Origin of the sequence: Methanobacterium veterum (assembly GCF_000745485.1) — an archaeon.
Taxonomy (GTDB): domain Archaea; phylum Methanobacteriota; class Methanobacteria; order Methanobacteriales; family Methanobacteriaceae; genus Methanobacterium_D; species Methanobacterium_D veterum.
The window spans coordinates 328,206-341,584 of record NZ_JQJK01000009.1 but is presented as its reverse complement, the minus strand read 5'-3'; the positions used below and the strand labels follow the sequence as shown (position 1 = coordinate 341,584).

The window sequence follows — 13,379 nt, the reverse complement described above, 5'->3', positions numbered from 1 at the left end:
AAATGCAAAGGGTTCATAGGCTGAGTAGGAGAGAAGTTAAAACTATCCTTCATTACACAGGAGATGTTTGCATGCTTCTTGGAGCTGCAATGCTAGTTCCTATTTTAGTTTCCTTTATTTACAATGAACCCCGCTATATAGTTCCTTTTTTATCTTCAGCTGCCATAAGTGCAGTTATTGGTTTTACTTTTGTTAAATTATTTAAAATAGAAACACAAATTACTCTTAAAAGTGCAATGGTTTTTTCGACCATTATATGGTTGATTGCATGTGCACTGGGCGCTTTGCCGTATTATATCTCAGGAGAGTTATCCTATCTTAATTCTTATTTTGAAGCCATGTCTGGATTTACAACCACTGGTTTCAGTATGTACTCCAATTTAAATGCTGTTTCTTTTACAATGAATTTCTGGAGAGCTTTTACACAGTGGATTGGAGGTCTCGGAATTATATTCCTCCTTCTAGCTCTTTTAAGATCTACTGGTGCCGACGTGATGCGTTTATATCTTGCAGAAGGTAGAGAAGAACGTTTAAGACCCAGTATCAAACATTCTACAAGAGTTATAGTTTATATATACGTATTCTTTACTGCACTTGGAATAATCTTATTTTTGATTGCAGGTATGCCATTATTTGATTCAGTGTTCTACACATTTACTGCTTTATCCACCGGCGGTTTTGGAATGCAGAATACAAGTATTTTATTCTATAACAGTGTCTGGATAGAAATAGCAGCCATGATTCTAATGATGATCGGAGCTACAAACTTCGCCCTGCATTACACCGTTCTTAAAGGGAACTGGAAAGAGTATTTCAGGGATATAGAAACAAAAGTGGCATTTTCACTTATTATACTTTCAACAATCCTTGTGACATTTGTACTGTACAGCCATCAAGTTTATGGAAATGACCTGCTGCTCAACTTCAGATTCGCTTTATTCCAGATGGTATCCGCCATATCTACAACTGGCCTGCAAACAGCATTTTATCCAGATATATTGAGTAAATGGATTGGCCTCGGTACTTTCCTAATGACAATAATTATGATCATTGGTGCAGGTTCTCTCTCTACAGGTGGGGGTATCAAATGGCTCAGACTAGGCGTACTTCTAAAAGGAATTTCATGGCAGGTTAAGTCGTTTATACTGCCAGGTAAAGCCGTAATGGCAAAAAAAATTCACCATGTTACAGAATTAAAAGTCACAGATGATGTTTTGAGAATAACAGGTGCATTCGTATTTACATACCTTGTAATATACATAATAAGTATAGTTATAGTTCTTATATATTATAATGATATATCAAGGGTCATTTTTGAAGTAGCATCAGCTTTAAGCAACGTAGGACTATCAAGTGGAATTATTACACCAGATTCACCGGTTTTAGTAAAATTAGTTTTTATTATAGATTTCTGGGTGGGCAGACTCGAAATATGGCCAGTACTGCTCCTTATAGCCATTGCAATTAATAATGTGGTCAGGAGATAAATAATTGTAGTTAGTTATAAACTTACTAAAAAATTAAGAATTGAGGAGTAAAACTAGCATCTAGACCTATAACCCTTTTTTTAAAAGCATAGGAAAATGCCACGTGGTGGCATATAGACCTATCTATCACTGTTTTGCCGATATCAGATAGACCAGCTTATCCATGGAAATCAGCTTTTTGATAAAAGTTCCTCTGCAGCATCTTCAGCAAGCTGAATCACTTCAGCCTCATCAAGCACTTCTAATACTTTGTTCCTCATTAAGATCTCTCCATTACAGATTACAGTGTCAACATCACCGCCGTTTGCAGAATATACAACATGCGATACAGGATGTCTGAATGGAGTTAAACCCGGAGTTTTCATATCAACAAGTACGAGATCAGCCTTTTTCCCAACTTCAATACTGCCAATTTCATTTTCAAGACCTAAAGCAGCAGCAGCATCAATTGTAGCCATTTCAAGCACTTTTTCAGCTGGAAGCACTGTAGAATCACCAGTGTGTACTTTTTGAAGCAGTGCTGCAAGTTTCATCTCTTCAAACATGTCTAAATTGTTATTTGAGGCTGCACCGTCGGTTCCCAATGATACATTTATGCCGCTTTCAACTAATTTTGAAACTGGAGATATTCCTGATGCTAATTTCATGTTACTTGCAGGGTTGTGGGATAATTTCACATCGTTTTCTTTAATTATTTCTATTTCTTTATCTGAAAGCCATACAGCATGCGCTGCTATAACATCATCTGCTAGGAAACCTATTTCATCAAGGTATTCAAAAGGTCTTGCACCGTAAGACTCCTTTATCTGCCCAACTTCAAATTCAGTTTCAGCCACATGAATGTGGATTTTAAGCCCCAATTTACTTGATTTTTCCCTTACTTCTTTTAATAGTTCTGTTGAACATGTGTAAGGTGCATGTGGTCCAAATGCAACTTTTATTCTACCGTCCGCAGTATCATGGCATTTTTCTATTATCCTCATGGTTTCCCTAAATTCGGCCTTTCTCTTCTCTTCATCCCCAAGGTCAATCATCCCGTGGGACAGCATACCCCTTAAACCAGATTTATCAACTGCTTTCGCCACATCATCCATAAAAAAGTACATATCATTGAATGCGGTGGTTCCAGACTTTATCATTTCAATACATGCCAGTAAAGCACCTGCATAACAGTATTCACCTGTTAAATTAGCTTCTACAGGCCAGATATGATCATTTAACCAAGTGTCGAGAGGCAAGTCATCTGCAAGCCCCCTCATAAGTGTCATTGAAAGATGAGTGTGCGTATTCACAAGTCCTGGCATTAAAACTTTTTTTTCACCATTTATTACCTCATCAGCACTGCATGAGCCTGATTTTTCAGTTATTTCTACGATTTTATCATTCTCTACGATTACTGAACCTTTTTTAATCTTATCGCCCAGTATAGTAACGTTATCTATTAAAATACTTTTTGTTTCCATGGAACCACCGGTTAATATTTAAATTTTAGATTAATTTACATAAATATCTACTATCTTATTTATTAAAGTCTAAAAATACATTTTGCATAAAATAATGGTATTAAATTATAATAGAATTTGTATGATATAAATCATTTAACAACATACGATTACCAAAGTTTTAAAAGTACACATTGTACAATATAAGACAATATTATTGTATTCAATTTCAATTTGGGCATAAAGCCTTTAATAACCTTTATCCAAAATATATAAAGTACATGCCAAATTACTTATAGTAAATAACAAACTAGATTTATAAAATATATACTCCTCAAATTAATTTAATCATGTTTAAATAATCTTTCGGTTATTTAACCGCGACAATCTATGGTTTTTGCATGTTTAAATGTGTAAAACCTGATTTAGCAATAATTTAGTTATTCACTATAATATAATTATTTAATCAATTTTACAGGGAGGACGCATATGCAGTTAAAAATAGCGCTTCCATCAAAAGGAAGGATAAGCGATCCTGCAGTTAAACTTTTAGAAAAAGCAGGGATTGGTATTAAAGATACAGCAAATAGGAAGCTCTTCTCAGAAACATATGATAAAGAAACAAGCGTTATGTTTACAAGGGCTGCAGATATTCCTGAATTTGTTGCAGACGGCGCAGCAGACCTTGGAATAACCGGCCTTGATTTAATAGAAGAAAAAGAAGCAGATGTTGAAATTTTAGAGGATCTTAATTTCGGAAGCGCTAAACTTGTTTTAGCAGTGCCTGAAGATTCCAGAATTAATAACATATTAGATATAGATGACGGTGCCATTGTAGCCACAGAATTTCCCAATCTAACAAAAAAATACCTTGAAAATAAAGGTATAAACGTTAAAATAGTTGAATTAAGTGGATCAACCGAAATTGCACCATTTATAGGTGTGGCTGATATTGTAGCAGATCTCACAAGTACAGGTACAACTCTCAAAATGAATCATCTTAAGATCATAGATACTGTACTTGAAAGCTCCATAAAGCTAATTGCAAATAAAAAAAGTTTTAAAGACAAAAATGAAAAAATAGAAGCCATACGGACAGGTATAAAAGGAGTTCTAGATGCTGAGGGCAAAAAACTCGTCATGATGAATGTTAATAAAGAACACCTTGAAGACGTTAAAAAAGCAATGCCTGGGCTTACAGGACCTACAGTTTCCCAAGTTGTTTCAAATGAAGATGTTGTAGCAGTACAGGCAGTTGTAGATGAACTTGAAGTCTTTAATACAGTAAACAGGCTTAAAAAAATAGGTGCAAAGGATATTCTGGTTGTACCAATTGAGCGGATAATATAAATCGATCTATGAAAGTTATGTAAATAATGTAATTTTTCATGTGAATTATCAACTACATGTTAAGATAATTACCCTATCAAAATTACAATTTAATTAAAGTATACTACATGAGCAAAAATAATCTTATTAACCAGGTTTTTAAGTCATAAAAATAAATAGAGCAATGTCCTAATTCTCATAAGTGATTACATGAAAAAGCTGTTGTGGTGGTTAATTGCCGGAATGAAAGGTGGATTAAACCGTGCTAAGATAATTAAGTCGTTAAATGAAAGACCATATAATGCAAACCAGCTTTCTGAAGAATTACATCTTGATTATAAAACTATAAGGCACCATATTAAAGTTTTAGAAGACAACGGCATCATTAAGTCCACAGGAGGAAAATACGGTAAAATGTATTTTCTAACAGAAAATATGGAAAAAAATTATGATGTTTTCAACGAGATTTGGGAACAAATTGGGAAAAAGTAGATATTTATAATGCAAAAAAATTGAGATAGTAGAGGATATAAAATGATACAAAATTCCACAAACGCAACGCCAAATGGTACAGATATTAGCCCACATTTTACAAATGTGCCAAACGGTAAAAATATGAACCCCGATATTGGTATAGGGCATGGTGCACCACACATAGATAGCGGCATACATGATGGAGGTATCACTTTAGGACCTTTCCATATAGGCCCAAATGGAATTGATATCGGAGGTATAGGAACCTCCTATTTATCTATTGTAGTTGGAATTGCAAACATCTGCTTATTAATAGCGTTGATTTATATCTACATGAAAAATTACAGGCAGCTCAAATCCAAATTTACCATGGGCCTTTTAGTATTTGCTTCGCTATTACTACTTCAAAACGTTGTATCTACCGGATTTTTGATCTTAAATCTGGTTATGGGTATGGGACAGCATGGTTTTGATATAGACAGGCCTCAATTCCCGTTATCTTCCATTAATGTAATCCAGCTTATAGCTCTATCAGTTCTTTTAAAGATCACATTGGACTAAACTTATTTTACCCCTTTTTTAGATTATAATTAAGTATTCATTCCTTTTTTTTAAATATTACCTAAAAAATCAGTATTTTGATATAATTACATCAAATATCATTTCTTTTTTTTAAATCACTTAAAAAAATTAGTAATATTTTGATAAGCTTCTTTTCACAGCAACATTTGGTATAGATTTGGGTATAAATCTGGAATAAATACTTAAATTTAGCACTCCAACATTAAAACGTGAAGTACATGAACCGAATTATTAAAAATCGGGAACAAATAAGTTAAAAGTATAATTACATATATTGAGAGGTTAAATCATCTCACCACCTTTCCATACTGAAATCTCTCAATATAAAATAATGAACTAATTACAGGTGATATCAAGAAAATTAAAAACAGAATATTAATTGCAGGTTGGCGGGCACCTGCAAGTATCCAAATATGTCGCTTAATATCTTCTATGTGAGGCTTAGCCTCTTTGAATCCCCTTTCGCTCATAGAAGATTATATTGCACAGTGGGCGGGTCACCTCCAAAAATCCGTAGGATTTTTGGGGTTACAAAATTCATTCTGAATTTTAATAACCTCCAAAATTTTTTTTAACAAAAAAGTTTTGGGGCCTTCGAAATCTTTGATTTCGGGGCATCGAAACGAAGTTTCGAATGTTTCGGAAATTTTCAATTTTCTTCAACCTCCAATAACCATTCGGTATAGAGGCAAGACAATTTTTTATTTTAATTTAGAATTAATTATATTTTAGCATGTTAATTTTAAAGAACTAGAAAATAAGTTTAAATAAAATTTATCAATTAATTTTAGAGTATAAACTTGAAATTAGCTTTATTTCTACACTAAAAGAATTCATAATATTTTTCAAGCTTCATTTTATAAATTATATCATGCTAAGTTCAGTTTCTTTTATCTACTGCAAAGTCGTTGCAAAATGAAGATTTTAAGATATTTTATATATCTTAAAACCACTTCCACTGAAAATTAATGTCCCATAATTAGATATTATCTGGTTTAAGTTTTGATTTGGCATATCTCCAGATGAGCCTCCTCCATTATTTGGAGCATTTCCACCGCCTGCAGCATTATCTGGATCAGTTCGAGTGGCATTAAACGGAGAAACTTTGTCATTTTGTCCCCTATTTCCTAAACCAGTTGGTGGGGTTCCTGACTTATTCTGTCCAGTTGCATTCCCAAAATCTCCAGGCGGAGACTGTGAAAGCTGTTTCTGGCCACCCGCTGAATTAAATGAATTATCAAAGTTCCACCCCACAAATGGGAATGAATAAGGAAGCAGTGGATTCCATGAATACTCGGAATTTCCTTTTAATTGAGATTGGCTATTTTGTGTCAAAGTAACCGCATATATAGTTCGATTAAAGTATTCTTTCTGAATTTCACTCAGGTTACCTGTTTCTACCTGCATTCCAAGTACATATTCTACCCAGTAACCGGTATGATAATCATTGACAAGTATTATACCATCTGTGTCAATATTATTAGCTGTAAGATTTTCTTTGAGAGAAACCAGGTTATTATACTGGTCCGAAGTGATACTTGGCCCCATACCTGAGAATTCTCCAGTAGCAGTGTAAAAACTTGATACAACGAATATAACTGCTATTAAACTTATTAATCCTAATTTCAAGCTTCTTTTAGAAGGGTATCTTTTTGACAGCCAGTTTTCAATGAATTTTAAGCCCAATGGTACCATAAGGGCAATTGGAACAAATGCCAGCTCTATGAACCTGCTTTTATATTGAGAGTCCACAGAAGGCGCCACAATCAAACTAATTAAAATTACTGTTAGTACCAAATAAGCCCATGATAAAAGTGTCTTTCTACTTATTGCCTTTCTTTCTACATTTATCTTTTCTTTAAGCCCATTATAGAAAATACGTATAGTAACAATCACTCCTAAAATGAAGGGAACAGTTAAAAATATTACTGGACTCATAAAATTTCCTCCAGTTAAATTGGAACTGCTTGTAGATGAATTATTCATGAATGAAAGTACCGTAGTGAATTTAGAGAACATATATGGATATACAGCAAATAAAACTGCTAATCCTACTATAACTGAAATACTGACTATTCCCAATATTTTTAAACCTTTAATTTCTATTTTACCGGTTTTATAAGATATTAAAGCCCAGTTAAGCAGTAAAAGAGAAATAAATAAAATGACTGCAAGTATTCCAGTATAAATGTGTGTAAATATGTTACAGAGAAGTAGTGCAATCGCCAGAGTTCCATATTTTTTCCATTCTTTTGGATTTTCAAGCCACTTAACTGCAAAATATATCAAAAGAAGCAAAAATAAGACACCTACTAAATTCTGCATGAAATCTCCAATCAGCTGAAAGTAAAATACGTTTACAGTTATCAGAAGTGCACTCAAAAGAGCCGGGATCTTAGATCCTATATCAAGCTTTTCATTAAACATCTCTGTAAGTAGAAATGCCGGAAATGCCATAAGTGACCCAAGAAGGGCCATTCCAATTTTTATTCCAAAGAAAGAATTTCCACTTACCAGTACAAATGGGGTAAGTATATAGTAAACAAGTGGGGGATCATTACTGGCAGGAATGCCTGTTTTAAGTATATTTAAAACTTGAAGATCATAAAAAGGGCCGTCCATTCCATAAGATAAGTTATAACGTGTTAATACGTACATATCTAGTATAAATGAGAATATAAATATACTGAATAATGTTATAATCCACCATTTTTCTCTAATTTTGTTTGTAAACATGAAGATTTCGCTCTTTGAAGTTTTTTATAATAATATCTGTGCTCAAATTAAGAGCTAGAAAGAATATAAAGCTTTTCCCAAATTTAGCCCAAAATATGCCGGAATTCCGCTGTTTTTAGATAATAACCCACATACTATTCCAAATTTAGAATTAAATTCTAAAATAGTTATGAAATATTTCTAAAGCTGAAAATAGGATTTTATTTTTTAGTGATCTGTAGCTGTTTTTTATGAATATGTACCAAAATTTGGTAGAGATTTGGGTATAATTAGTATAGATTTGGACTTAAATCTGGAATAAATACTTAACTATGGCTATTTAAACAAAGGAGCATGAAATTCAGGAATTTGATTATAAAAAACATATTCAGGAATAAATCAAGGAGTTTACTGGCAGTATTTGGAATTGCTATAGGCGTGGCTGCAGTGGTAGGACTTGGTCTTGTAACTGACAACCTCTCCACATCTACCCAAAAAGCACTAACTGCCGGTGCTGCTGATTTTTCAGTGATATATGGGACCAATAGTGGAAGTGAAGGGCCCGGAGGGGGCGGAGGACCCTCAGGCAGTATGGGCGGACAGCAGCTGATTAATGAAAGTAAAGTTAGTGAAATCCAACAAATATCTGGTGTTGGTAATGCAACAGGAGTTTTACGGACCAATATTGACTTGAGCGATAACAGCACCAGTAACAGCACTAGCAGCAATAGTACAAGTGAATCTGCAGGCCCACAAGGAAACTTCAGAATGAACATGTACAGTGTAATAGGAATTGACAGCAGTGATCTGAGCATGGACGACATTGTTATAACCAATGGTAATACCTACAGTAATGGAAATGAAGTAATAATAGGTAAAACAGCCGCTCAAAGATTGAATAAAAGCGTAGGGGATACTTTAAACATATCCAATCAAACTTTCAAAATTGTAGGAACCTATGAAACAGGAAACTTCATGGATGACCAGGGAGTGGTTATGTCACTTTCAAAACTCCAAAATCTCACAGGAGACACTGGAGAGGTTTCATTGATCCTCGTTAAGGCAGCAGACGGCACCAGTGCTACAGATCTAGCTGACACCATTGAACAGAAATATCCAAATGAATTATCGACATCGACATCATTATCAGGAATGGACAGGATGAACAACGGGCTTGATGTTATCAACTCGGGCTCATGGGCAGTTTCACTACTTGCAGTCATAGTAGGAGGAATAGTCGTTGTTGTTACTATGATGAAGGCAGTATCAGAAAGAACTCGAGAAATTGGGGTTTTAAGAGCTATTGGGTGGACTAAACACAGAATTATGACGATGATACTGGGAGAATCTCTGGTCCTGTCAGTAATAGCTATCCTGGTTGGATTGGTTGTAGGAATAGGTGTTGTAGAGATCATATCTGCCACCAATCTTATGCGGGGAATTGAACCTGCATTTTCAGCATACCTTCTGCTCAAAGGAATTGGAGTTGCATTATTCTTAGGGCTTGTAGGTGGAATATATCCCGCTTACAGAGCAAGCAGACTAGCACCAACGGAGGCACTGCGCTATGAATGATATAAATGTCATTGAAATCAAAGGTCTCAAAAAAAGCTATGAAGAGGGACAGATAACAGCATTGAACGGTATAGACCTTGAAATTAAAGAAGGGGAATTTGTTTCCATCATAGGGCCGTCAGGTTCTGGGAAATCAACCCTCCTTAACATGATCGGAGCACTTGATAACCCAGACGAAGGCAGTATAAGTGTAGCAGGTACTGATTTAACTCGAAGTGAGGATTTAAGTAAGTTCAGATCAGACGAAATTGGCTTCGTGTTCCAGCTGCATAACCTGATCCCAAACCTTACTGTGTTTGAGAATGTCCAGATCCCCCTGATTGAAACACCTCTTTCAGATGAACAGATGGAAAAAAGAGCTTTAGAACTTTTAAAATCGGTGAATCTTGAAAATAAAATCAATCAAAAACCTACAAAGCTTTCAGGTGGTGAAAGACAGAGGGTTGCGATAGCAAGAGCTCTTGTCAACCACCCATCTATTATTTTAGCAGATGAACCAACGGGATCCTTAGATTCAAAAACACAGGAGATCATTCTGGATTTACTTAAAGATATCCACAAAAAAGAGAATGTAACCTTGATTATAGTAACACACTCTCCAGACGTAGCCACTATGGCAGATAGAATTATAACAGTATTGGATGGTGAAATAAAAGGCTGAAAAGCACATGTTTAATATAAGAAAGCGGCGGGCGGTTAATCTCCGTATATTGGGTGGGAGACTTTTTAAACATGTTTAAGAAGGTGATATCAAAAAACTAAATTGCTAAATTGTATTTTTGTGTGATAATTTAAGCTTCTGTGGTAAAACACAACACATAAAATAGCTACAGGTGGTGATATAAAAAAACTAAAAATTGAATCTTAATTGCAGGGCTGGTGGGAACCCTACAATTTATCCATAAATCATTTAATGTTTTCTCCTATGCGAGGTCATGCCTCTTTTAGTCCCCTTTTAATCATAAGAAACTATTAAGTGAATGAAAATTTGTCCTCTACTTTGTTGGTTCATCCAAGGACAATAGGGCGGGAAAAATCTCAGGTTCAAGAAAATTTTTTGTTAAAGATGTAAGTATAAAACTCCATATTACAGCACTTACAATCAACAGATCATTATTAAAAATCATTTGAAGGCAAATATAAATTACAGGTAATTATAGGCAAAAGTTCTCAAAAACTTTCGGTTTTTGGAACATTCGGAAAACTGTAAGTTTTCCTTCAACCTCCAAAATCTCTGATTTTGGGGCCCTCGAACACTACGTGTTCGGGGCATCGAAATCGTAGATTTCGAATGTTCAGGAAATCGAAGCATGCAAACCTTTCAGATTTGCTGCTCCAAAAATTCCCTCGAAATTCGTAGAATTTTAGAAAAATGCAAGCATTTTTCTAACTCCCAAAAATCGAAGTTTCGATTTTTGAGGATTTCGGGGCATGTGAAAATTGAAAATTTTCACGGTTGAAAATCTACGATTTTCAAACATCAAAAACCGCAGGTTTTTGAAGGCTGTCAAATCTTTGATTTGACGCCACAAAAATCAAAGATTTTTGAAGGCTTCGAATTTTTGAGAGATTTCCTTCAACCTCCTATATTTTAATTTAAAAATATAATTTCAAATTTCTTTTTTTAAGCAACTGCATTAACTGAAATAATCTACTTTAGGGCTTTAAGAAATTGGATAAGAATAGAATTGTTAGACAGCTTATTTAATATGATTTAAAGTAAATTACGCTTTTCTCTTAAAAGTACAAAATATTATTAAATGAATTTTAAGGATTTTAAGGATTTTAAGGCCATTTAATCTAGTTTTAAGACATTTTTAATGATTGGAGTTTTGATTAATTTTTTAGTATTTATTAGATATTGTCTTTATTTGAGTAAAGATCACATATTTAGAATTTTAAAGTTCAGAACATTTAATTAAACTAGGAATATACCAAATTGTTTATACGTTTTCCGTTTCTTCATGAAAATCTAACACCTAATCTACTTTTAAAATTTAAGCATACTGCACAATCCAGTTATTATTTATTAATTAAAAGTAAAATAATTTAAAGGAATTAAACCAGAATATCTTAAAAAAACATTTCAAATAATGCAAAAAGGGACAAATTATGAAAAAAGTGCTTTGGTGGTTAATCCTTGGTACAAGGGGAGGAATAAACCGTGCCAAAATTATTAAAAAATTAAAGGAACGACCTTACAATGCACATCAACTTGCTGAAGAGTTAAATGTCAATTATAGAACCGTTAGGCACCATATAAAAATTTTAGAGGATAGTGAAGTTGTTAAATCTGCTGGAGAAAAATACGGTAAGATGTACTTCCTTTCAGAGAATATGGAAAAAAATTACAGGGATTTTGAAACCATCTGGAAACAAGTACAAGATGGGAAAAAGGATAATTAGTTTATAGGGATTAAAATGGTATTAGAACTATTTGGATTAACATTAATTAAAACAGCAGCTGTTGGTATAGAGATCGCGAATATTGGCATCTTATCAGGATTACTTTATCTTTATATTAAAAGTTACAGGCAGATAAAGATCGGATTTACAGTAGGGCTTATACTATTTGCTTCAGTTCTTTTAATTAGAAGTATTTTAACCATTGCACTTTTAATTATAGATAGTGACATGTTAACAGGCAGACAGGTACTAATCGGTGGCATTATCGAGTTTATAGCGCTTGCCATACTATTAAAGATTACTTGGGACTATTAAAAGCATGTTTGAAAACTATAAAGTTATATAAAATGATAAATTCCTAAATTAATGTTTTTAACCCTGTAACTGCGAAAAATAGTCCTTTAGGATAGTTATTTAAAAGTTAAAAATTCAAAAAAAATAGAATAGTAAATAGCTACCTAAAACGATAACGATGCATATTTACCATATATTGTTGCAGTCGATGTTTTCCAGTTATTCACAACTCCAAAAGAGTTTCTAGAACTGGTTGCATCTGCTTTATACCATTTACCATTTACATATACTTCTGCCCAGACATGACCATACCAGCTACCGCTTGAAAATTTACAGTAACCATGCACATATCGAGCAGGCAATCCTGAAGCTCTTGAAAGAGCAACTAGTAAATGAGCAGTGTCACAACAATTTCCCGTTTTTTTAGAAAGAGTACCTACAGCTCCGTACTTAGTATTGTAATAGAAAGAATAACCTATTTTATCCCTTACATAGTTATATACTGCTACTGCCTTGGCATAACTAGATGTTTTACCGCTTGTAATTGACTTAGCCTTTGATTTTATAGTAGTACTGGTTGACTGACAGTTCGTTGTAGCTTTTAGATATTTTGTTAATGAACTGGATGTACTAGAAGTAGAATTTGAACTATTGGTTGTATTAGATTTACTGGACGTACTAGATGAACTAACGCTACTCGAGCTAGAAGTAGTCGTACTGGATGTTGTAACTTTTTTGTATGTTATTACCCATTTATACTTCCAGGTGTATTTCCACTTGTATTTCCACTTGTATTTCCACTTACCGTGATACTTATACCATGATTTATACCATGACTTATACCAGGATTTATACTTTACTTTTGTATATACCTTTTTATATACGGTACTAGCCGCATTTACCTGTACTCCCATCGATTTTTGAGTTTCTGCAACTGAAACTTCATTTACATTGTTTGAATCACCGATAACAGTCGTCTGTGATTCGTCTAAATAACTTAACCCATTCGAAATGGGCAAAATGCATAATGCTAACGCTAACAGGCCAGCAAATGCAAAACGCGAATCTCGCTTAA

The 13,379-nt window shown here is 34.0% G+C and carries 11 protein-coding genes; 8 read left to right on the top strand and 3 right to left on the bottom strand.

What is annotated here, in order from left to right:
• Window positions 1-2 precede the first annotated feature (2 nt).
• Window positions 3-1,487: a TrkH family potassium uptake protein gene (locus EJ01_RS04940; protein WP_048081622.1), complete on the top strand. Its 1,485-nt coding sequence runs from the start codon at window positions 3-5 to the stop codon at window positions 1,485-1,487.
• Window positions 1,488-1,657: 170 nt separating this feature from the next.
• Here the strand turns inward: EJ01_RS04940 and EJ01_RS04935 are convergent, their stop codons facing one another.
• The gene (locus EJ01_RS04935; RefSeq protein WP_048081623.1) at window positions 1,658-2,950 is read right to left on the bottom strand and encodes an amidohydrolase family protein; all 1,293 of its coding nucleotides are present in this window, start codon (window positions 2,948-2,950) and stop codon (window positions 1,658-1,660) included.
• A gap of 468 nt (window positions 2,951-3,418) precedes the next feature.
• Between EJ01_RS04935 and hisG the strand changes: the two genes are divergently transcribed.
• The 3 genes from hisG to EJ01_RS04920 all read left to right on the top strand — a co-directional run bounded on the left by hisG (window position 3,419) and on the right by EJ01_RS04920 (window position 5,293).
• Window positions 3,419-4,279: an ATP phosphoribosyltransferase gene (gene hisG, locus EJ01_RS04930; protein WP_048081624.1), complete on the top strand. Its 861-nt coding sequence runs from the start codon at window positions 3,419-3,421 to the stop codon at window positions 4,277-4,279.
• Window positions 4,280-4,468: 189 nt separating this feature from the next.
• On the top strand, window positions 4,469-4,750 hold the full coding sequence (locus tag EJ01_RS04925; RefSeq protein ID WP_048081625.1) for a winged helix-turn-helix domain-containing protein: 282 nt from the start codon (window positions 4,469-4,471) through the stop codon (window positions 4,748-4,750).
• 42 nt (window positions 4,751-4,792) lie between these two features.
• On the top strand, window positions 4,793-5,293 hold the full coding sequence (locus tag EJ01_RS04920) for a hypothetical protein (RefSeq protein ID WP_245611151.1): 501 nt from the start codon (window positions 4,793-4,795) through the stop codon (window positions 5,291-5,293).
• 945 nt (window positions 5,294-6,238) lie between these two features.
• On the opposite strand, the gene EJ01_RS04910 is transcribed toward EJ01_RS04920, so the two are convergent.
• A complete protein-coding gene (locus EJ01_RS04910; RefSeq protein WP_048081627.1) occupies window positions 6,239-8,050 on the bottom strand; it encodes a glycosyltransferase family 39 protein in 1,812 nt (603 codons plus the stop codon).
• Between the two features lie 333 nt (window positions 8,051-8,383).
• On the opposite strand from EJ01_RS04910, the gene EJ01_RS04905 reads away from it, so the two are divergent.
• The 4 genes from EJ01_RS04905 (at window position 8,384) to EJ01_RS04890 (ending at window position 12,325) form a co-directional block, all read left to right on the top strand.
• Window positions 8,384-9,604 (top strand): ABC transporter permease, encoded by a 1,221-nt coding sequence (locus EJ01_RS04905; RefSeq protein ID WP_048081628.1) that lies wholly within the window; start codon window positions 8,384-8,386, stop codon window positions 9,602-9,604.
• On the top strand, window positions 9,597-10,265 hold the full coding sequence (locus tag EJ01_RS04900; protein WP_048081629.1) for an ABC transporter ATP-binding protein: 669 nt from the start codon (window positions 9,597-9,599) through the stop codon (window positions 10,263-10,265). Before EJ01_RS04905 ends, EJ01_RS04900 begins: the two co-directional genes overlap by 8 nt.
• A 1,451-nt stretch (window positions 10,266-11,716) precedes the next feature.
• Window positions 11,717-12,010 carry an ArsR/SmtB family transcription factor gene (locus EJ01_RS04895; protein WP_048081630.1) on the top strand — a complete coding sequence of 98 codons (294 nt, stop codon included), beginning with the start codon at window positions 11,717-11,719 and terminating at the stop codon, window positions 12,008-12,010.
• Window positions 12,011-12,025: 15 nt separating this feature from the next.
• Entirely contained in the window at window positions 12,026-12,325 is a 300-nt protein-coding gene (locus EJ01_RS04890) for a hypothetical protein (RefSeq protein ID WP_048081631.1), read from the top strand.
• Window positions 12,326-12,468: 143 nt separating this feature from the next.
• On the opposite strand, the gene EJ01_RS04885 is transcribed toward EJ01_RS04890, so the two are convergent.
• Entirely contained in the window at window positions 12,469-13,323 is an 855-nt protein-coding gene (locus EJ01_RS04885) for a transglutaminase-like domain-containing protein (RefSeq protein ID WP_052375853.1), read from the bottom strand.
• Window positions 13,324-13,379: the final 56 nt, after the last annotated feature.